At 29.6% G+C, this 22,707-nt stretch carries 19 protein-coding genes, 1 tRNA gene and 1 riboswitch; of the genes, 7 read left to right on the top strand and 13 right to left on the bottom strand.

The window, feature by feature from the left end; translation table 11 throughout:
• A complete protein-coding gene (locus ACMHJW_RS08110; RefSeq protein ID WP_413532906.1) occupies nt 1-291 on the bottom strand; it encodes a hypothetical protein in 291 nt (96 codons plus the stop codon).
• 279 nt (nt 292-570) lie between these two features.
• Here ACMHJW_RS08110 and ACMHJW_RS08105 point away from each other — a divergent pair, with 279 nt between their 5' ends.
• From ACMHJW_RS08105 to ACMHJW_RS08080, 6 genes are all read left to right on the top strand, one after another.
• Nucleotides 571-1,389, top strand: coding sequence for a hypothetical protein (locus ACMHJW_RS08105; protein ID WP_413533115.1), 819 nt, complete (start codon nt 571-573; stop codon nt 1,387-1,389).
• 185 nt (nt 1,390-1,574) lie between these two features.
• Nucleotides 1,575-3,461, top strand: a complete 1,887-nt coding sequence (locus ACMHJW_RS08100; protein ID WP_413532905.1) for a S9 family peptidase — start codon at nt 1,575-1,577, stop codon at nt 3,459-3,461.
• Nucleotides 3,462-3,639: 178 nt separating this feature from the next.
• Nucleotides 3,640-4,341, top strand: coding sequence for a hypothetical protein (locus ACMHJW_RS08095; protein WP_413532904.1), 702 nt, complete (start codon nt 3,640-3,642; stop codon nt 4,339-4,341).
• Nucleotides 4,342-4,401: 60 nt separating this feature from the next.
• Complete coding sequence (locus ACMHJW_RS08090) at nt 4,402-6,594, top strand: ATP-binding protein (protein WP_413532903.1); 2,193 nt, start codon at nt 4,402-4,404, stop codon at nt 6,592-6,594.
• Complete coding sequence (locus ACMHJW_RS08085; protein WP_413532902.1) at nt 6,584-7,138, top strand: biliverdin-producing heme oxygenase; 555 nt, start codon at nt 6,584-6,586, stop codon at nt 7,136-7,138. Before ACMHJW_RS08090 ends, ACMHJW_RS08085 begins: the two co-directional genes overlap by 11 nt.
• 104 nt (nt 7,139-7,242) lie before the next feature.
• Nucleotides 7,243-8,511, top strand: coding sequence for an ectonucleotide pyrophosphatase/phosphodiesterase (locus ACMHJW_RS08080; protein WP_413532901.1), 1,269 nt, complete (start codon nt 7,243-7,245; stop codon nt 8,509-8,511).
• Between the two features lie 57 nt (nt 8,512-8,568).
• On the opposite strand, the gene ACMHJW_RS08075 is transcribed toward ACMHJW_RS08080, so the two are convergent.
• The 5 genes from ACMHJW_RS08075 to ACMHJW_RS08055 form a co-directional block, all read right to left on the bottom strand.
• Nucleotides 8,569-9,525, bottom strand: coding sequence for an EamA family transporter (locus ACMHJW_RS08075; RefSeq protein ID WP_413532900.1), 957 nt, complete (start codon nt 9,523-9,525; stop codon nt 8,569-8,571).
• A gap of 69 nt (nt 9,526-9,594) precedes the next feature.
• The gene (locus tag ACMHJW_RS08070) at nt 9,595-10,209 is read right to left on the bottom strand and encodes a deoxynucleoside kinase (protein WP_413532899.1); all 615 of its coding nucleotides are present in this window, start codon (nt 10,207-10,209) and stop codon (nt 9,595-9,597) included.
• A gap of 204 nt (nt 10,210-10,413) precedes the next feature.
• Complete coding sequence (locus tag ACMHJW_RS08065; protein ID WP_413532898.1) at nt 10,414-11,199, bottom strand: hypothetical protein; 786 nt, start codon at nt 11,197-11,199, stop codon at nt 10,414-10,416.
• Nucleotides 11,200-11,967: a sulfite exporter TauE/SafE family protein gene (locus ACMHJW_RS08060; RefSeq protein ID WP_413532897.1), complete on the bottom strand. Its 768-nt coding sequence runs from the start codon at nt 11,965-11,967 to the stop codon at nt 11,200-11,202.
• 107 nt (nt 11,968-12,074) lie between these two features.
• Entirely contained in the window at nt 12,075-12,449 is a 375-nt protein-coding gene (locus ACMHJW_RS08055; RefSeq protein ID WP_413532896.1) for a winged helix-turn-helix transcriptional regulator, read from the bottom strand.
• Nucleotides 12,450-12,549: 100 nt separating this feature from the next.
• Here ACMHJW_RS08055 and ACMHJW_RS08050 point away from each other — a divergent pair, with 100 nt between their 5' ends.
• Entirely contained in the window at nt 12,550-13,722 is a 1,173-nt protein-coding gene (locus ACMHJW_RS08050) for an MFS transporter (RefSeq protein ID WP_413532895.1), read from the top strand.
• Nucleotides 13,723-13,780: 58 nt separating this feature from the next.
• Here ACMHJW_RS08050 and ACMHJW_RS08045 read toward each other — a convergent pair.
• From ACMHJW_RS08045 to ACMHJW_RS08015, 7 genes are all read right to left on the bottom strand, one after another.
• A tRNA-Arg gene (locus tag ACMHJW_RS08045) sits at nt 13,781-13,852 on the bottom strand.
• Nucleotides 13,853-13,883: 31 nt separating this feature from the next.
• A complete protein-coding gene (locus tag ACMHJW_RS08040) occupies nt 13,884-14,897 on the bottom strand; it encodes a hypothetical protein (RefSeq protein WP_413532894.1) in 1,014 nt (337 codons plus the stop codon).
• Nucleotides 14,890-15,477: a nicotinamide riboside transporter PnuC gene (pnuC, locus tag ACMHJW_RS08035; RefSeq protein WP_413532893.1), complete on the bottom strand. Its 588-nt coding sequence runs from the start codon at nt 15,475-15,477 to the stop codon at nt 14,890-14,892. Before pnuC ends, ACMHJW_RS08040 begins: the two co-directional genes overlap by 8 nt.
• Nucleotides 15,478-15,506: 29 nt before the next feature.
• Nucleotides 15,507-15,613: riboswitch (TPP riboswitch) on the bottom strand.
• 53 nt (nt 15,614-15,666) lie between these two features.
• Nucleotides 15,667-16,020 (bottom strand): MmcQ/YjbR family DNA-binding protein, encoded by a 354-nt coding sequence (locus ACMHJW_RS08030; protein ID WP_413532892.1) that lies wholly within the window; start codon nt 16,018-16,020, stop codon nt 15,667-15,669.
• Between the two features lie 89 nt (nt 16,021-16,109).
• Nucleotides 16,110-17,561, bottom strand: a complete 1,452-nt coding sequence (locus ACMHJW_RS08025) for a SusD/RagB family nutrient-binding outer membrane lipoprotein (protein WP_413532891.1) — start codon at nt 17,559-17,561, stop codon at nt 16,110-16,112.
• A gap of 23 nt (nt 17,562-17,584) precedes the next feature.
• A complete protein-coding gene (locus ACMHJW_RS08020; protein ID WP_413532890.1) occupies nt 17,585-20,788 on the bottom strand; it encodes a SusC/RagA family TonB-linked outer membrane protein in 3,204 nt (1,067 codons plus the stop codon).
• A 244-nt stretch (nt 20,789-21,032) separates the two neighbouring features.
• A complete protein-coding gene (locus ACMHJW_RS08015; RefSeq protein WP_413532889.1) occupies nt 21,033-22,586 on the bottom strand; it encodes a calcineurin-like phosphoesterase C-terminal domain-containing protein in 1,554 nt (517 codons plus the stop codon).
• Nucleotides 22,587-22,707 lie beyond the last annotated feature (121 nt).

Raw genomic sequence — 22,707 nt, 5'->3', positions numbered from 1 at the left:
TTAAATTATTTCAGGAGGGGGAGTCGTAACACCATTATCAAAAGATGAATATCTTTTAAATTGGTGATAGTCCGAATGTGTAGTTTGTTTAACATTGAAAAATGTAAACAATTTTATTTCGTGGAAATAATGAATCTTTTTTACGATTTCATTCGAAGAGTTTTTTTGATTATTTTCCTCTTCAGTTGAAGTCTGAGAAAACAAAGCTTTTTTATCCTTATTAGAAGAATCATTTTTATCTTTCTGCTCCATTTTCATATGATAATCTACATAACCCGCTAATCCTTGCATGTTCGTACTGAACACCAAAAGAAGCGTGAAAAAAATTCCAATGCTATGTTTTATCAGGTAGGCTTTCATTATGTCACAAAAATATATTTTAATTTTTAAATACAAAACAGTGATTGTTTTTTTTAATAAAAATTTATCATTTTATTTTATGGGGCTTAACAATATTTATTGATTTTAAATATCGTCTATATATGAAATTGATATCATAAATCATTTTTACTCAATTTTTTTAAGAATAAATTTGCAAAAATTTAAATTTTGAGAAAGTATATAAGTGTAATGTTTTTAGTTGCTCTAGTTGCAACTACTTTCGGGCAAGGAAAAAATAATAAAGGTAAATTTTATGTTTATTGGGGTTGGAATCACGCGCAGTATACAAAATCAGATATTCAATTCAAAGGAGATGGATACGATTTTACGCTAGATAATGTTGCCGCACATGACAGACAAACATCTTTTGGAATAAAATATTTTAATCCAAGTTCTATGACAATTCCGCAATACAACTTCCGTTTAGGATACTTTGTTTCGGATAATTGGAATATTTCTTTTGGAATTGATCACATGAAATATGTAATGGATCAAGATCAAGTGGTAAAAATGAATGGACATATCAATACAGGTTCAGAATTTGATGGGAATTATAATAATGTTGATCAAAAATTAACAGAAGATTTCTTAACTTTTGAACATACAGATGGTTTAAACTATGCTAATTTAGAAGTTCGTCGTTTTGATAATATTCAACATTTTCCAATTACAAAAAACGGAAAAGGAATCGATGTAAATGTTACAGCAGGTTTGGGAGCAGGGATTTTATATCCACGTTCTAATGTAAAATTAATGGGTAATGAACGTTATGATGAGTTTCACTTAGCAGGTTTTGCAACAGCAGCAATGGTCGGGATCAACTTTACTTTTTGGGATTATTTCTTTGTACAGGCCGAATTAAAAGGAGGATATGCTAATTTAAGTGACATTCGTACAACAGCTAACAAGGCAGACAAAGCGAAACAAGATATTGTATTCTCTCAACAAAACTTAGTTTTTGGAGCAATTATTCCAGTATTTACTCATAAAAATAAGTTAAACTTTTAATTAACAGTCTAAATATAAAATATATAGCCTAATTTTAAGAATCGATTAGACGATTTGAAAAAAAATTATTAGCGGAGACATCATTTGATTACAATTTGTATCGAATGATGTCTTTTTTTTATGATTAATATTTATTCAAATCAATAAAGAATTGCTATTTTTACGAGGAATTGAATAAAATTAACATGAATAGATTTTCTGTATTGGTAGCAAGTATTTTGATATCAACAACTGCAATGGGACAAAAAGTAATGACGCCAGAACTTCTTTGGCAAGTAAAAAAAGTAGCTCCAGTTGGAGTAACAAAAGATCAAAAAAATCTGATTTATAAAGTAACTTCTACAAATGTTAAAACTCAGGAAGATACTTCTAAAACTTATATGATTTCTTTAGCAGGAGGAAAAGCTTCAGAAATTGAAGAGTACAAGAATCTTTTGGCTGATGAATCGTTGAATAAATCGCAACAATATAAAGCAGAAACAGAGAAAGTTAAATTACAAAAAGTTTTTGGCTCAGATTATTATCCAGAAATGGATAAATCGAATGTACAGATTTATAACGAATTAAATTACAGACATTGGGATACTTGGAATGATGGAAATTTCGATCATTTATTTATATCAGAAAATAAAGAAAATGCCTCAAAGATAGATGTTTTAAAAGATGAACCATATTCAGTTTCAGAATTTGTTTGGTCACCAGATGGAACAAAAGTTTTGTATGTTTCTAAAAAGAAATTCGGTACAGATTATGCGTTAAGCACAAATACAGATATTTATGAATATGATTTAACATCTAAAACAACAAAAAATATTACCGAAGGAAAAATGGGTTATGATAATACACCAAGTTTTTCTTCACAAGGCGATTTCGCTTTTTTAAGCATGGAACATGATGGTTACGAAGCTGATAAAAATGACTTGATTGTTCGTCGTGGTAATGTCGAAATAAATATTACAAAACATTGGGATGGCACCGTACAAGGCTACAAATGGAGCAATGATGGAAACAAAATTTATTTCAATGCACCAATTGGAGGGACTATTCAATTGTTTGAAGTTGACGTAAACTTTAAAACGAAAAAAACGCCAATGATAAAACAAATTACAAAAGGTGATTTTGATATTGCAGATATAAAAGAAATTGTCGGAAATAAAGCAATTGTTACAAAAACAGATATCAATCACGCTGCAGAAATTTATGTAGTTGATTTGAAATCAGGATCTTTAACTCAATTAACAAACGAGAACAAAGATATTTTCGATAAAATTGCATTAAGTGATGTAAAAGCACGTAAAATCAAAACAACTGATGGAAAAGAAATGCATGCGTGGGTTATTTATCCGCCAAATTTCGATCCAAATAAAAAATATCCAACTTTATTATATTGTCAAGGAGGACCACAATCTGCCTTAACACAATTTTATTCACCTCGTTGGAATTTTCAATTAATGGCAGCGCAAGGATATATCGTAATTGCACCAAACCGTCGTGGAATGCCAGGTCATGGAGTAGAGTGGAATGAGCAAATTTCGAAAGATTGGGGAGGACAAGTAATGCAAGATTATTTGGCTGCTATTGATGATATTTCAAAAGAATCTTATGTAGATAAAGATCGCCGTGGTGCTGTTGGAGCTTCTTACGGTGGATATTCTGTTTATTATTTAGCAGGAATTCACGAAGGTCGTTTCAAATCTTTTATTGCACATAACGGTGTATTCGATTTGAAATCGATGTACGGAACGACAGAAGAAATCTTCTTTACAAATTGGGATGCTGGTGGAGCTTGGTGGGAAACAAATAACAAAGCTGCGCAAAAAACATATTCTAAATTTGATCCAAGTAGTACAGAATTGGTCAATAAATGGAATACTCCAATGTTAATTTATGTTGGCGGTCGCGATTATCGTGTTCCAATGGGACAAGGACAAGAAGCTTATCAAATCTTACAATTGAAAGGAATCAAATCTCGTTTCATTTATTTTCCAGAAGAAAATCACTGGGTTTTAAAACCTCAGAATTCTGTCATTTGGCATACAGAATTTTTCAAATGGTTGAAAGAAACATTATAATTCAATTAGTTCATAAATCATAACTATAATTTAAAAGTGTAATTTCTACAGAAATTACACTTTTTTTATTTCTTTGAAAATCAATGACAATATATAATAAACGATTCAATTATTTTTTAAAATTTTGTAGAATAGAATAATCGTTGTAAATTCAAAAACATTAGTCAAAAACCAATTTATGAGTAAAGAAAATAACAAAATATACTTTTCAAATAGCCCATTCAATAACGGTCATAAAGTAATAGATTTTGTTTGGAGTGCTCGCCTTGATGAAAATTTTGATCTATGGATGGATCTTCATTTAGAATCAGATAATTACGACCAAGAAGAAGAATATAAAGATGATTTAGATGAGATAGATGATATTTCAGAAGAGAATGCCGAAAAACAACTTTGGATTAATTATGGACATGCCATAATTTCTAGCACATATTGGAATAATAAAGGAATTAAAGTAGAGAATGATACACAGTTAGATTTTAATCAACTAAACAACAAAACATTCGAATTAGATCCGCTTCCAGTAAACCTTGATGAACCTGAAAATCTAGCTTTTGGGATTTCAATGTTAGGAAATGATACAGTTGCGCAGCACGAAATTACATTTTTAGATTCAGAAGAATTTGGTGTGTTTGATATCAAATGGAAAGGTAAAATAGCCAATACTTATTTAGGAGAAACTGACTTTGATTATGATTTTTATGTTTACATGAAAAATATAAAATTTAATGGAATAAAAGTTCATCCTTCTCTGGAAAAAGAAAAAGTTTTAGCTTTTTTTGCAGAGCGTTTTAATAATTTTAAAGACTTTGAATTGATTGATACAGAGGAATTAGAGTTAGAAAATTATATTTTAAAAATAAAAAAGCAAGAGGATTAAAAATAATTTTAACCTTCATCAATTTTATATTAATTTTATCACTCTCTAAGTACCCATTATATGATCAACCAAATCATCAAAAATTGTGAGGATGAAGAAATTCAATTTCTAAACGAAATTCAACCTTTTGGTTATTTGATAGGAATTGATAAAACATCACATAATATAGAATTTTATTCTCAAAATATTGAAGAATTATTTGATACTTCTTTTGACAATATATTGAATCAAAACATCAATCAATTATATAATTTTGAAATTGATTTTGATGAAGTTTTAAGCCTAGAAAAAGGAGAATATTATAGAAATAGCATAGAAATTAATTCTAAAACATATCATATAACATCTTTTTATTTCAACGAATTGATTTATATAGAATTGGAAGAATTAATCATCTTTGAAAATAGGCTAGATTACTACAATTTTTCCGAAAAAATACTTTATTCTAAGTCTATAGACGCAGCTTGGGATACGTTAATTTCATCTGTAAAAAAATTAATTAATTACGACAGAGTGATGTTGTATAAATTTTTAGAAGATGGAAGCGGCGTTGTAATAGCAGAAAAAATAGATGAAGGACTGGAGCCTTATATAGGATTGCATTTTCCTGAATTTGATATTCCTAAACAAGCTCGTGAATTATATTTAAAGAAAAAAAGTCGTTTAGTTGCAGATGTTGATAGCGAAAGAATTCCTTTAATAAAAGCTAAAAAAGAAGAAATAAATTTAAGCTATTCTTCTGTTAGAGCACTTTCTCCAATTCACCTTCAATATTTGCGAAATGCAAATTGTAAAGCAAGTTTTTCGATTTCTGTAGTGATTAATGAAAAACTATGGGGAATTGTTGCATGTCAAAATTCTGAGCCAAAATATATTCCAAATCAAGTTCGTTTACAAACCGAATTACTAACGCGCCAAGCAAGATTAACTTATGTAAATTTTAAATCAACAGAACGATTAAAATTTCAGAATTATTTCAATGAAACAGCGATTAAGTTGAAAGAGAATCTTTTAACAGAAGAAAATCTTCAGCAATCGATGAACAATAATCTAAAAGAAGTTCTTAATCTTACAAAAGCAAATGGTATTGCATTAGTAAATTTTGATGACGTTTATGTGGAAGGAGAAACGCCAGATAAAGAAGAAATTTTGAGAATAAAAGAATGGGCGTTCAAAAGAAATTCTGCACATTTATTTACCTCGAATACTTTTTATTTAGATTATGGTGATGAACTCAATCTTAGTTCAAATTCGGCTGGAGTAATGTTTTGTTTCTTGAATCAAACTTATGAGCATTTTATTATTTGGTTCAAAAAAGAACAAATTCAAACTCTTAATTGGGCTGGAGAACCAAATAAAATAGAAAAGATAGAAGTTGTAAATGGAAACGAAATACATAGTTTTTCTCCTCGAACTTCTTTTAATATTTGGCAAGAAAATATTAAGGATAAATCATTTATTTGGTTAGATAAAGAAAAATATGTTGCGAAAGAAGTTATAAAATTAATTATAGAAACACTTCATTTACAATCTTTCAAAATTCATAGTTTATATGAACAACTAAAAGAAATTAATGACGAATTAGATTCTTTCACCTATACAGTTTCTCACGATTTACGAACACCTTTAACGGTGATGAAACTGAATTGTCAGATGCTGCAAAGAAGCTTAACAGAAGATAAAATAAAAAACGATCAACTAAAAAATGTTATTGATGAAATAGATCAAATGACACAGATGATGCAGTATCTTTTAGCATTGAGCAAAGCAAAAAAATCGGAAATAATATTCTCAAAAGTAGAAGCGAAACCAATTATAGAAAAAATTGTACACGATGTTTTGTTGTATTACAAAACAAGTGATACAGAAGTTGTGATAGAAGAAATACACAATGTTATGGGCGACAGAACAATGTTTTATGAAGTTTTTCTAAATATAATTGGAAATGCTATAAAATATTCTTCACAAGTTTCTCAACCTAAAATAAAAATTTGGTCTGAAGTGAATGATGATGATGTTATTTTTAAAGTAAAAGATAACGGAATTGGAATAAAAAAAGAGGATTATAACAAAATGTTTAAGTTATTTAGTAGAATGTCTAATACTGGGAATATTTCTGGAAATGGAGTAGGACTTTCTATTGCACATAGAATGATGGAAAGAATGAATGGTGATATTTCTTTCGAAAGTAAAATTAATGAAGGAACGGTTTTTGTATTGACATTTAAAAAAAATCGAATAAATGCTATCTGATTATTTAAAAGAAAAAACAGCGATTTATCATAAAGAAATTGAAGATAAGTTAGAGTCAAATAAATTATTTAACAGCACTTTTACAGATAAAAATTATTATAAAATGTTGCAGGTTAATCATTTATTTTTAAAATCATATGAAGATTCAATCAAACAATTTTTGAATGATAAAGATTTTGAAAACCTTGCTTTAACAAAATTAAATAAACTGTCTTTAATCGAAAAAGACATCGAAGAATTAGGTTTAGAAAAGTTAGATGAACTAAAACAATATGAACTTCAAAGTAGAGCCGAAGCTATTGGTGCTTTATACGTTATAGAAGGATCTATGCTTGGAGGAAATGTTATAGCTAAAACATTGAAAAAATATCCTTTTCTAGAAAATAAAAGTTTCAATTATTTTGGGCATTATGGTGAAAATCTAGGTAAAATTTGGAAAACATTCATCGCATACATCAATCAAGAATTCACAACAGAAGAAGAACATCAACAAGTTTTTAAAGGAGCTAAAAAAGCTTATGAAGATTTGATAAGTTTTGCATAAAACATATAAAAACTGATTTATAAATAAATCAGTTTTTTTATTTTACATAAATATTTGATATTTTTTTAATTCGTTCAAAGACTAAAACTTTCTAAATTTGAAACATGAAAAAAACAATACTTAGTCTATTTTCTGCAATTGTTTTAACTGTTTCTGTTTCAACAAATGCACAAGAAATCGAAGAACAAATTGTAATTGAAAATCGCATAAATGATATCAAACAACAAGATAAACCTTATGTTATCTTAATCTCAGCAGATGGTTTTCGTTATGATTATGCAGAAAAGCATGAAGCAAAAAACTTAATGGAATTTGCTAAAAATGGAGTTAAAGCTGATGCAATGTATCCATCTTTTCCATCTGTTACTTTTCCTAACCATTATACAATTGTTACAGGTTTAACACCAATTCATCATGGTTTAGTAGGGAATAATATGTATGATAGAATGACAGGAGAACGTTATTCTTTGGGAAATAGAAATGCTATAATTAACCCAAAATGGTATGGTGGAACTCCGATTTGGAATCTTGCAGAACAAAACAAAATGTTAGCTGCATGTTATTATTGGCCAGGTTCTGAAGCGCCAATTAATGGAATGTATCCAACTTATTCATATAAATATTCTGAAAAATCACCGATTGATTATCGTATACAACAAGTTGTAAATTGGTTAGAATTACCAGCGGAAAAACGTCCACATTTAATCACATTTTATTTACCAGAAGTAGATCATGCTGGACATTCTTTTGGGCCAGATGCAAAAGAAACAAGAGAAGCAGTACATTTTGTAGATGAATCTGTCAAAAAATTGAATGATGCTGTTGAGAAAACAGGTTTGAAAGTGAATTTTGTTTTTGTTTCCGATCATGGAATGACAAAAATCGATGACGAAAATCCATTAAAGCTACCAATAAAAATAGATGATGAGAAAGTAAAGGTTGCTTCAAATGGTTCTTATGTAAGCTTATATGTGAATGATAAAAATGATATCGAGTCAATTTACAAAGAAATAAAAGCGGCTAAAAACAATACATTTGAAGTGTATAAAACAACAAATGTTCCGTCTAAATATCATTTTAATGCAAAAAATGATCGCTATAATCGTATTGGAGATATTATTTTGATAGCGCATGCACCAAATTATTTTTCAAATAAAAATGCACCTAAAGGCTCACATGGATTTCTTGTTAAAGAAACACCAGAAATGAAAGCTACTTTTATCGCTTGGGGACCAAATATAAAAAAAGCAAAAGAAATTAAAGTATTTCCAAACACGCAAATTTATCCAATGTTAGCTGAATTATTAGACTTACCAATTCAAGACAAGATTGATGGATCAAATCAATTGGCGACTAAAATTTTAGTGAAGTAATTAAGTAATTTGATTTGAAAATAAAAAGACCAACAAACTGTTGGTCTTTTTTTTAGATTATTTTTTCTTGAAATTTAAATTAGAAATTATAATAGCAAAAATTATAATCGAGATTCCTGTCCATTGTATAGCTAGAACTTGTTCATGTAAAACAATAAAAGCCATTGTAACTGAAACAGGTAATTCTATCGAAGACACAATACTTCCTAATCCTAATCCTGTATTTGGAAAACCTTTGTTTAATAAGATAGGAGGCAACACTGTTCCGAATAGAGATAAGAACAATCCCCATGTTAGGAATATATTAAAATTCAAAGGATGAATACTTGTTACATCATCAGAAAAATTTCTGTATAAATCCATTAAACCACTAAAATAATAAGGACCTAATTGGCTAAAGAATACAAATAAAGCGACAATTGTTCCTCCTCCAAAAAGCATATATAAACTCTTTTTATATGGTGGTAAATAAGTTGCAATACGATTGGAAGTAAACATTGTTGTTGTAAAAGAACAAGCTGCTAAGAATCCCCAGAATAAACCTTTTGGATTAAGTTCTATTTCTTGATTGATTAAATTCGTAGCTAAAACAGTTCCAGCTAATACAAGTAGCATAGCAACTAATTTTTTGGCAGAAGGGAATTTTTTATTCATCACACTTTCTACCAAAATACTTAACCATACTGTTTGCATTAATAATACAATTGCAATCGAAACATTGATATATTGTACAGATAAATAATAAAACAAACTTGTAAATCCTAGCGAAGTTCCAGCTAGCATAAGTCTTTTTTTATCTTCTGGTTTTATTGCAGGAATATTTTTGTTTATTTTAGACATAACAAAATTAATAATTCCTAAAATGATAATTCCTAAAACGAATTGAGAAGCGGTAACTTCTGCTGTCGTATAGCCCTGATCATAGGCAACTTTCACAAAAGTTGCTAACATTCCATAAAAACTAGAGCCCATTGCGACAAACAAAACGCCCTTCAGTAAATTTTTATTTTCCATAATTATTTTTCACAAAAAAGGCTTGATATTTTATTAATCAAGCCATGCAAGTTACTATATTTTGATGAACTAAAAAAGTCCATTAATTTCTCCTTCTATTTTGTCGAAGATAAGACCTAAATCTTCTTTATTTTCAACAAAATCCAAATTATCAACATCAATTACCAAGACATTTCCTTCTTTGTAATTAGAAATCCATTTGTCATATTTCTCATTTAATCGACTTAAATAATCAATACTAATAGAATTCTCATAATCGCGACCACGTTTTTGGATTTGTGCGACCAATGTAGGAATAGAAGCTTTTAGATAAATCAGTAAATCTGGTGCTTCTACGAAACTTGTCATCAAGTTAAATACACGCAAATAATTATTGTAATCTCGTGTAGATAAAAGCCCCATATCATTTAAGTTACTCGCAAAAATGTGAGCATCTTCGTAGATCGTACGATCTTGGATAATGTCTTTACCACTTTCTCTAATCTCTTTTACTTGATTAAAACGACTTCCTAAAAAGTAAATCTGAAGATTGAAAGCCCATTTTTCCATATCATTGTAAAAATCATCCAAATAAGGATTCATTTCTACATCTTCAAACTGAGCTGTCCAGTTGTATTGTTTTGCTAAAAGTTTTGTTAGAGTAGTTTTACCTGCTCCAATATTTCCGGCGATGGCGATATGCATTTTCCAATTATTTTAACGTTTGCAAATATACTAAAGCTTAATTTTCAAAACAAAATCTGAGTGTGCAACCCATAGAAAAAACTTTTTTTAGAAAAAAATTATTCTGATTGATTTATATGTCTTATTCTATTTGCTGGACTAATTTTTAAAGAATAAAAAAAGCTCATTGTATTAATAATGGTTTAAATTTCGGATTAATGACTTTTAGTTTATGATTTCATAAATGTTTACTTTATTGTTATTGTCAAGTGTATAAAAATTTGTTTCGTTAAAAGCTAAACTTTTTATGTTGCTTAATTCAATAAAGTTTGTAGAAACTCTAGAATTTATATTTATCGATATTAATGTATTGTTTTTTATATAAAAAATAACATCTTTATAAAAATAGAAAGGCTGATTTTCTGTATCTAATTCAAAATTGGATTTAAAGTTCCCAAAATCATCGTAAATGTAAATCGTTTTCTTTCCTTTTAAATAGACAAAATTTTTGTAAATATGAATTTTATCGATGGATTGATCCTTATTTTTTAGATAGATTTGCTTCGAACTTAAAATTGGTTTTTGCAATTGATAATTAAAATACATCAGTTTATTTCCGATGATATCATAAAACCAACAAAATTGATTGTCAACAACTTTTAGAGCAACTGGCATAAAATCGGTTGATTTTAGTTGAATCATATCTTGTATAGGATTCAGATCTTCGTCTAAAATAGCGAGTTGATTAAAATTTGAATAAATATAAAAACGAAGTGGATTATTTGCATCAACAGAAGTAATTATATTTTTTAGATCAACTTTTTTACTTCTTTTTGATTGAAATCTTTTTTCAATTTTTGTATCAGAAATCAAATAAATTGAATTATTAATATCAGTATCAATCCATTTGATTGTTTTATTTTCGAGCAAAATCGAATCTTTTAACTCAAATTTTTGAGCGAATAAATTGGTGAAAACTGAAAAGAGAATAATTGAAAAAATGGGTTTCATTTACTTGAAAATTACTTCGTAACCAAATCTACAAATTGAGAGTAGGATTACCAAAATAAATAAGTAACGAATAAATTTATTTCCTTTGTTAATGGCCAATTTCGCTCCAACAAAACCTCCTAAAGCATTGAATAAAGCCATTGGTAAAGCTATTTTCCAGATGATTTGTCCTTTTATCAAAAACAAACAAATAGAACCGAAATTAGTTGCTAGATTAATAAGTTTTGCATTTGTATTAGCTTTTAAAAAATCCATTCCAAGAAGCGTTACAAATCCTAAAATAAAGAAAGTTCCTGTTGCTGGGCCAATAAAACCATCGTAAAAACCAACTATTATACTAACAATGCAACCATTGATAATTGCAATGTGATAAGGTATTTTTCGTTCGGTTGCTTGTCCAAAATCTTTTTTGAAAATCGTGTAAATTGCCAAAATAATCAAGATGATTAACAAAACGGGTTTCATAAAATCGTTGTTGATAACCGTTAGTAATTGTGATCCTAAAAATGCAGAAACAAAAGCGCATAAAGCCATAATGGCAAAGAGTTTCCAGTCTATTTTTACTTTTTTCAAATACTGAGAAGTTGCAATTGCTGTCCCGCTGAATGCAGGAATTTTTAATGTTCCAATTACCACAGAAACAGGCAAACTTGGTAAAAAAGCAAGAGATAAAGGTGTTTGTATTAATCCGCCGCCTCCTACAATAGAGTCGATGAAACCAGCGCAAAAAGCTGTTAAACATAAATAGAATAGGATCTCGATTTCCAAAACTTAAAAATTTTGTCAAATGTAGAAGAGAAATAATTAATAATAAAGCAATTATTTATTTTTTGTTACCAAAAGATTGGAAACTTTTTTCTAAAATAATTCAGAGATTATTCTTTTGTTGATTTAAGAATTAATTCTTTGTGTTTTGCTCCCCATTGACTTAATTGATTCCATATAGGAACTAATTCTTTCGCAATGTCTGTTAGTTCATAATCAACTCTCGGAGGAACTTCTGCATAGACAGTTCTTTTTACTAATCCTTCTTTTTCTAATTCACGAAGTTGTAGAGTAAGCATACGTTCTGTTATACAATTAATTTCTTTACGTAATTCACTGAAACGTAATTTTCCGTTTTCTAATTTGCATAGAATTAGTAATTTCCATCGACCTCCAATTTTGCATACAGCATATGTTAGATTACAGCTTTCCATTATATAATTCTCGTTCAACATATTGGTTGAATTTTCTTTTCTTTTTCCCATTACTTACAAATTTGTTAGTACCCTACAATTAGATGTGTACAGTACAAATTTAGTTATTACCCGATAATTTTGGCTGCTGTAATACAAAACAATTTATCAAATGAAAAAATATGCATACATCGGATGCTTAGGGTTTATAGCTGTCATAACTACCGAATTTGGCGTTATTGGTATTTTACCTCAAATCGCAGAACATTATAATATCACAATAGATAAAGCAGGAATACTGCTAAGTGTTTTTGCATTAGTAATTGCATTGACAGGACCTTTTATGACTTTATTTACATCAGGATTTGATCGTAAGAAAGTAATGGTTACTGCTATTTCTATTTTTCTTCTTACAGGAATTATATCGTCATTTTCTCCTCCTTTTTGGTTATTGATGCTTGTTAGAATTCTTCCTGCATTTTTGCAACCTGTTTATATTGCAACAGCTTTATCGGTTGCTGTTTCAAAAGGAGATAAGAAAAATGAAAATGAATTAATGAGTATCGTTTTTAGTGGTATTGCAATAGCAATGGTTTCTACTGTACCGTTTGCTACTTGGTTAGCAAGCAAATTTTCTTGGGAATATTCATTCGTTACCCAAACAGTTGTAAGTATAGTTGCTTTGTTTGTAATATACTTTGGTCTTCCAAAGATGCCGATTACAGAAAAAAAATCTTATGGAAGTCAATTGAAAATTTTAACTCAACCTACATTTATAGCAAGTTCTGCAATGAATTTTTTTATGATAGCTGGATGGTTTTCTACTTATAGTTATTTTGCTGAATACCTGAACAAAGCGAAAGGAATGGATGGAACTATGGTGAGTTATATGTTATTTCTATTTGGTGTTATAGGTGTTGCTGCGAATCGTGTTTCGGGGAAAATGCTAAATAAAAATGTAACGAATACTACTGCATTATTTTTATCTGGAACGATTCTCATTCCAGTACTGTTGTATTTTTCAGGGACAAATACTATAGCTGTAATTATAACAATTGGCTTGTGGGGATTTTTATATTCACCAAGTTTTTTGAATGCTTCTACTTATATGATTTCTTCTGCACCTAAATCACTAGAATTTGCAAATAGACTTGCGACTTCTTTTGGAAATTTGGGAATTACATTAGGAACAACAGTTGGTGGTTGGATTATTGCGACAAAAGGAGTTCAATATACACCGTGGTTAACCTTTATATTCGGTTTCTTAGCTTTTATGATGATACTTGTGAGAAATTATTTAGAAAGAAAAAACTCAGTACAACTTCAAAAAAGATGTAAAAGATAATTTTTAACTAAAAATAGACAAATCCTAAATAATTATATTTAGGATTTGTCTATTTGAGTGACCACGAAGGGATTCGAACCCTTACTGTCAGAACCGGAATCTGATATTCTATCCATTAAATTACGCAGCCGAATAGATTGCAAATATATATAAATAGACTTTTATGGGAGAATATTTATCCTGAAATTACGATGCTGTGTTGCGGTAAAATAATCTCTAAAAACTTGATTAATTTCATCATTTAATTTAGAAGCTTTTATTCCTAATTGTGGATAAATTTGAATAATATAGTGAGTAATTTGTTCCACTACTTTTGTTCCAAAAGCATGTATTTCTTCTGTCAATTCTTCTGATATTGATTGATTCTTCTGAAGTAAACTTTCTATTTCTGCTGAATATATAAGTGTTTTATCAGAACATTTATTCAAATAATTTTGGAAATCATCTTGTAGAGTAGAAGTAAAGGATTCGAGACTTTTTTCAAGAAAATGTTCAGCCATTCCTAGATAATTTACCAATAATGTTAAATCTGCAAAAACTCGAAAAGGAATTTTTTCAACTAAATCATCCGAATAAAATTCATTGTAAATAAAACTATGATCTTTATGAACTTTTTGATTCTTCACTTCGAAACTATGCGATGAAGTTGCAATCATTCCCATAGATTTCCAAGTTGAAATAAGATTAACTTGCGATTTATCGAGGATAAATGAAAGAAATTGCGGTTCGTGGTTATGATCTAAAACTTCATTTCCATCTTCAATTATTTTTGCATTTAGTGTAAAATGAGTAAGATAAGGAGCTCCTGTAGCATAATCCCATAAGCCATTTATGATATAATTTTCACCAATTTTTTCTGCTGTTCCGCCTAACATTCCACTTCCTCCAAAACAAGTTTTTTGAGAAGAGAATAGTTTGTGAGCTATTTCGGGTTTTAAGTTTCGTGAAAAATAATTTGCACCACTGCAAAGTGTTACAAACCAGCCTAAACTTCCATCAATTTTAGCAATAGATTGTAAAGTTTTTAAGCCTTCAGAAAATCGTAATCCCAATCCGTTGTATTGTTTCGGAACCCAAATGTTTAACCAATTATTATTTTCTATTAACTCTAGAATTTCAGGATTAAAGTTTTCTACATTTAATAATTGTTCCCGAATAAGATTGATATTAAGCATTTTTTTGATTTATAATTTTTCTCCAATTAAGATATCCCGATATAGCAACTGTGAATAATAAAGCTGAAAGAATTGCATATAAATACAAGTTTTTATGAATCATTAATGGAATAGAAATGATATTACTAATATTTAGTAAAATCCAATTTTCAAGTTTACGTTTTGCCATAAGCCACATTCCAGCCCAAGCAAATGCACTAACAAGCGAATCCCAAATCGGGACATCAGAATCTGTGAAATGAGTTAAAGCAAAGTAGAAAATGGTAAAACTAACCAAGACAATTCCTACAACAAATCTCCATTCTTGTTTATTGGTTTTTGATACTTTAATTTCATTTTTTTGTTTCCCAAATCTCCAATATAACCAACCATAAATACTCATTACTAAATAATAAATATTAAGGGTAAATTCCGCATAAAGTTTAGAATTGAACATAACGAAAAGAGATAGTGAAATACCTGCAATTCCGAATAAATAATTTTTTGGATTATTGTATCGCGCTAATACAACTTGAAAAATTGAAAAAAGTACACCTAGCCATTCTTGCCAAGTTGTTTGTGAAATAATTTCCTTCATCATTAAATTTGTTTGTTGATGAGGAGATAGAAGTTATGAATAACATCAATCCCTCCGCCAGCATTATCTGGATCAGGTACAGAACAAAACTGTTCTTGGGTATATTCTCAGCCAATAATTAGCACCCCATTGTGTGGCAAAGATGATAATATCTTTAGAAATTTCCTAGAAAATTTTATAAATTAAGTTTAATCATTCTTTAAGTAATTCAGGTCTTTTAGATTTTGGTAAAGTTAGGATAACTAAATTATAGGAATCTTTTATCCATTCTTTAATCTGTGAATCTTTAACATCCATGTTAATTTTTACTGTATTCCAATGTTTTTTATTCATATGATAACCAGGAGTTACAGCTTCGTAGATTGCTCGAATTTCGATTGCTTTATCAGGATCACATTTGATATTTATAGAATCGAATTTATCTATATTACATAAACAAAACATTTTTCCAGCAATGTAGAAAACTAATGTAGATTGATCAAAAGGAAATTTTTCTTCTACTTGTGGAAGTGCTAAGCAATAATCTCTTAATTCTTCGATATGCATCGGTTTCTATTATTTTAGTGAAGATACAAATAAAACGAAAACGGCCTTTGAAAAAAGCCGTTTTCTATAAAATATGGGTGTGAAAGCACTTATTTCACATCCCACCAAACACGCGTATTTATATCATCTGGTCCCATTTGTTGAAGGGCTTGTTGATAGCCTTCTGGATTGTAGTTTCTTATGCTTGTTGGATAAAGTAAGCGACGAGGCATTTTTTTATCGTTTAGCATTGTAGAAGTTGTTGGTAATTTTGGAAAACCAGTTCTTTTATATTCAAACCATTGTTGATAATCTGTAAAGAATAGAGCAAAATATTTTTGATCGATAATACGTTCTAATGTATTGTTGTATTTAATATTTTCGTGTTCCATAAATTCAGAACTAGGTTCCATATTTGTCCATAATTGAACGGCTGCTTTTACTGCTTTATCATAATGACTTTTTGCATCGGCAGCTAATCCTTTCTGAGCAATTTCGGCTTTTATAAATTCAACTTCGGCATAAGTCATTAATGGAATTTTCATCGGAGCCACAACAATTATATTATTCGGAGAAGATGGATTATAATTATAATCGGAACTATTTCCTTCGTAGGCAGCAGGAATACCTTTGTAACCTAACGAATTTCCTTTCAAGTCAGATGCTTTATTAACAAAAATAGCTAAGCGAGGATCTTTTGTTTCATCCATTTTATCAATAAAAAAAGTTGTAAAAGAACGATTATCTCTATAATCTTGCGCTCTTGGCCAAGGAGATAAACTTGGAGCTAAACCAGTAAGTTGTAAAATTGCTGATTCAGTCTCATTGTCAAAAACTGGATATGTTTTAGGATCATCAATTATTTTTTTAATTTCAGTCAATGCTGTGGCATCACGATTCGAAATTCTTAATAATAATCTCATTTTTAATGAATTTGTAAACTTTTTCCAGCGTGTAATATTGATGTTTTTATCGCTGTTTGGAAAGAGAATATCAGATCCATATTTTAATCCTAAATTAGTAACATATAATTGATTTGCATTATCTAAATCAGTTATTAATTGCTTATAAATATCTTCTTGTTTATCAAATTTCGGTTTTGTAATTCCTTCTTCTAGTTTTGCAGCTTCAGTAAAAGGTACATCACCAAACATATCTGTTAAATTAGAAATAACTAATGAACGAAGCGTTAATGCAATTGCTTGATAATTGACATCTCCTGCTTTTTCAGAAACTTTTAGCATTTCTTCTAAATTTACAAGATTTTTATATGCGCTATTCCATGTCGAATTTCCAGTTCCTGTTGTTACATCGTAGCGATGAAGTCCCATTGCATTACTTGGAAAAGGAATGTGAACTTGCATTAATTGAGCTGTAATGTCGTAGTTTTTTAGTACATTATTTTCAGCTAAATTATAAAGAACAGGATTTAAAACAGAACCCGAATTTATTTTTGTGATTAGATTAGGATCTTCATTTGCTTCTTCAAAATCGTTTGTACAAGAGAAAACAGTTGTAATAATTGCTAAAGCGAATGCTATTTTAATTGAAATATTTTTCATTTTAATAAATTGAATATTGAGAATTATAATGAAGCTTTTAACGTGATACCATAGGTAGCTGTGGATGGCATTTGTCCCATTTCAACTCCAGGAACATATTTGTTTCCATTCAAAGAAGCGGTTTCTGGATCGTATAATGGGAAATCGCTGATTGTAAATAAATCGCGTCCATAAAAAGTTAATGATAATGCTTCCAATCCTGTTTTTGATAATAATTTTTTAGAAAAGTCAAAAGTTAAACTGACATCTCTTAACTTTATATATGAAGCTTTGAACGAGTTTGCTTCTACATTTGCACGACGATTATATTCACCATAATAAGTTGCTACGTCTGTTTTTGTTGTGTTTGGCGAATATGTTCCATCTGGATTTAGAACAACACCATTTCCTATGATGTAACCATCTTCACGACCTGGCAATGAATCGGCTAATTTTCCTTGTTCCATCATTTTATGATAAGTTTGAGAATAAACGATTCCGCCATATTGTCCATCTAAAGTAAAACTGAATCGAAGTGTTTTGTATTTGATTTCATTGGTAAATCCTGCTCGCCACTTTGGTGTTGCATCTCCTACATATTCTAATAATCCGTTTTTGATAGGAACTCCAGTTTTAGCATCGTAAATAATTTGTCCTGCATTATTTCGTACGAATTTTTCTCCATATAAAGCAGTAGAAGATCCGCCAACTTTTGCAATTTGATAAACCGTTCCAGATTGACCAAGAATCATTTCGTTACCTTCAATTCCTTCTACTAAAGATTTTACTTTGTTTTCATTTTTAGTCCAATTTCCAGAAACTTTCCAGCTAAAGTTTTTATTTTTTATAGGTGTATAAGAAACTGCTAATTCGATTCCTCTATTTTCAATTTCACCTCCATTTACAACTCTTTTTGAATAACCAGTTGTGATATCATTAGGTAATTCGAAAATTTGATTTTTAGTACTTTGTTGATAAACAGTAAAGTCTAAGCTCAATCTTTTTTTGAATAATAATGCTTCGAAACCAGTTTCCCAAGATGTTGTAGATTCAGGTTTTATATCTGGGTTATAAAGTTTATTTTGTACAACCGCTGATCCAGAAAAATCACTTTGATCATAATATCTATTTGTCCAACCTGGCGTTCCTCCATTTCCTACTTTAGCAAATGATGCACGGTATTTTAAGTAATTGATAGGACCTTTTAGTTTAAATAAATCAGATAAGATAAAACTTGAGGAAACTGAAGGATAAAAGAAAGAGCTATATTTAAGTGCAACAGATGAATTCCAGTCATTTCGACCTGTTATATCAACAAAAATCATATCTTTCCAACCAAAAGAAGCCATTCCATATAAAGAGTTTTCTTTTAAATTAGAATCATAAGTTCTAGCGAAAGGAGAAGTTAATCCGTTTGCAAGTTTATAAACTCCTGGAGAAGCTAGTCCATCAACCCAAGCAGTTAAATTTTTGTATTCATAATTTTTTCTGTTTCCTCCAACATTTGCTGTAAATCCGAAATCTCCCCATTTATCTGTATAAGTCATTAAGAAGTCAATATTAGTTTCGGTTTTAGAAACATCTTGTCTTTTATAATAACCTTTTGGTGTTCGGTTCATATCAAACGGGCGTTTTTGTTCGCGCAATTGTGTGTATGTATTAATTGCAGGACGTAACATTAAACTTAATTTATTGCTTATTTTAAAATCAGCTCGAATATTCCCAACAATTTGATTACTATTCATAGGATTTACCGCTTCATATGCAATTGCGTAAGGATTGTCCATATATGAACTGTAAGGGCGAATCATTTTTACACCATCGTAGTTTTTTTGCCATATTGGTTTGTACCATGCTAAATCAACATTTGGATTTTGGAAAATCATGAAATAAGCAATCGAACCATTATTGTAACCAGTTCCAGGTAAATTATCACTTGTTTTTCGTGTAAAGTTTAATGCTGTAGAAACTTTGATGCGATCACTTACTTGATAATTACCATTTATTGCAGCAGTATAATTTTCGTAGCCTGTATTTGGCATAATCCAACTATTTTTCTGATGTCCAATAGAAGCTCGCATACTTCCTTTATCATTCCCACCAGAAAGTGTAATAGAATTACTGAAAGTAAATCCAGTTTGCCAAAATCCTTTTCTATTGTCTTTATAAGGGCGCCACAAAGTTCTTTCAGTTCCTTGTTTTTCTAAATCTGGATCGTATTGAAAAAATTGTTGATTACTAAATTTAGGTCCGAAAGCAGAGGATGTACTTCCTGTGTTTGGTCCATCTGCAGAAGCTTGATAAGAATAATATGGATTACCATTTTTATCAAAACTTTTTCCAGATCCTTGTCCGTATTCGTACTGGAAATCAGGCCAATTGTTTACAACATCAATTGCAACCGTAGATTTATATTCCAATCCTAATCTTTTTCCTTTTTTTCCAGATTTTGTTGTAATAATTAATGCTCCATTAGCAGCTTTGTTACCATATAATGCAGCTGCAGCAGGACCTTTCAAAACTGTTACACTTTCTATATCTGCCTGATTAATATCAGAAATTCCATTCCCAAAGTCAATAGGAGAATCGTCGCCCATATAAGCAGTATCATTCCCAGATGATGTCATTTCTGTGCTCATAGGAACACCATCGATAACGATTAAAGCATAATTTTTCGATTGATCGATTGAATTCGCTCCTCGTAAAATAATCTGTTGTGAATTGATAGGTCCATTTCCTCCAGAAATAATATTAAGACCAGCTACTTTTCCTTTCAATCCTGAAGACCAATTGTTTGCTTCTGCTGTAGCCAATTCTTCTGAATTTATATTTTGTTGCGCAAATCCTAATTTTTTTTGTTCACGTTTTATTCCTAACGCTGTAACAACAACTTCATTTAACTGATTTGTATCTTCTTGTAGTGTAACTTTTATATTGGAAATATCTTTCGGAGAATATTCAATAAATTTATGAAACGAAGAATTAATTAATAATGTAGGATGAGCCACATTTATTGAAACAAATTCGAAAAAACCATCTCCATCTGTAAATGTTTTAAAAGATGTTCCTTTAATGATTATTTCTACATCAGGAATTCCTAATCCATTTTGATCAACAATTTGACCTTTAATTGGATTTTGGTCTTGAGAGACAATTTGATGATAATTTGTATGATTATAAGTTTTAGCATTGGCATGTAAACTTAAAAATCCACTAAGTAGAAGCAGTGGTAATTTTAATTGTTTCATAGCTGTAAATGTGAATAGTTTATGTGTTAAAAATTTTAACAAAACTATGTGTTCCATTCCGTATGTTGTTTAAGTAGGGATTAAGATATATTTAAGTAAACGTTACTAAAATTGAAGACTTGAAATTGTTTTTACATTGAATTAAAGGTTTATTTATTTTTATTTAACATGAATAAAGTTTATTGAGTTTTATTAAAAAAGGCCACTTCTTTCGAAGTGGCCTTTTTACTTATATAAAATGCGTTTATTTAATAACTTCAAAAGAAGATTTTTCAGTAAATGTATTTCCATATAAATCTGTTGCTCTTACTTCTATTTCATATGTTCCTGCATTTAATTTATTAGGTAATCGAACAGACCAAATATGTTTAGAAATTTCAGGAGCAGAAGGTCTGTTTCCGATATTTACAATTTCTGCATTATCAATCTTAATCATTGTTTCCATATAATTATAATCAATTGTTGGATCCCAATTCATCTTCTTCCATTCACCATTATTTATGCGATATTCTACTTTGTTCGATTCATGTCCCATATAGAAATTAGCATAAAGGAAAGCTTTATTTCGTTTACCTTCTTTCACTTTTTTTGTATGGTACAAATCAATTTGTTTTTCTTTTGGTGAATTAGCAACTTTATAATCAAATTTGTATTGATTCCCATCTACATGTAAAAATGCATAACCTTTTGGTGTACCATCTCGCATCGTAGAAGCCGGAACACCTTTTGCATCTTTTGGACCAGAATACCAATCACCAGAAGTTGTTCCTACATTATATTCATGATGAGGTTTTTGTTGTTGCCAACCATCTTGATTTGCATAAAAAATTTGCTCTTGGAAATGTGTATGAGCTGACATTGAAACTGTATTTGGATAATCTTTTAATAATTCAAATAATTTGTTTCGGTCTTCTGGACGTATATCGCGAAGTGGAATATGAAATGCTAAAACAATTAAATTATTTTTCGGAACATATTTTAAATCGTTTTTAATGAATTCTAATTGATCTGCACGAAAACCTCCCCAATATCCTTTTCCATCACGAGGATCAGGATACAAAATATCATCTAATACAATAAAGTGTGCTTTTCCTACATTATATGAATAATTATTTGGACCAAAGTTTTTTTCGAACGTTTCATCAGAATATTTATCTTCTTTAGCATCATAATTCATATCATGGTTTCCCATAACATTGTACCAAGGTAAACTAACTTTCCCAACAGTTTTTATGTAAGAAGGATGAAGATTTAAGTCATCTCCAACCAAATCTCCTAAAGAAAGCCCGAATTCCATTCCTTTAATTCCTTTTACATCATCAACAATACCTTTCGAAAAATACTCAATTTCTTCTTCTGTATAAGCTTGTGGATCACCAAAAATTAAAGCAGAAAATTTTTCATTTTCTTTTGCTGGAATTAAAGCAAAATCAACACTTTTGGGAGTATTTCCTGTTGGAGCAGAACCTGCATATTCTAATTTTGGAGAACCATTAGGTTTGTTGATATAAAAGAATTGTGGCTGATTAAATTCATTCGTCGGAACTTTATAATTTGTAGGTTTTACAACAAACAAAATTGTTTCATTATCAATATCAATTTGATATTCTCCCTTTTCATTTGTCGAAACAACTTCTTTTCCATTACTGACTTGTACATTAGCCAATCGTTTTTCCGATTTATCAAATTTGTTATTCTGATTTTTATCTTCAAAAACGATTCCTTTTACAGTTTGTTGAGCGTTTAGAGAAGTGTAAAAACTTCCAAATATTACCAGTGATAATACGATTTTTTTCATTGTGTGAATCTCTTGTTTTGTAGATGTTAAAATTCTACATTTTAAACAGCTTTAAGATTAATTCAACAATAAGTAAAGATTAAATAATGGTAAATTTGAAATTTGTTTCGAAATAATTTTT

The organism is Empedobacter brevis (genome assembly GCF_965118635.1).
Classification (GTDB): domain Bacteria; phylum Bacteroidota; class Bacteroidia; order Flavobacteriales; family Weeksellaceae; genus Empedobacter; species Empedobacter brevis_A.
This window is presented reverse-complemented; position numbering and strand designations above follow the sequence as displayed.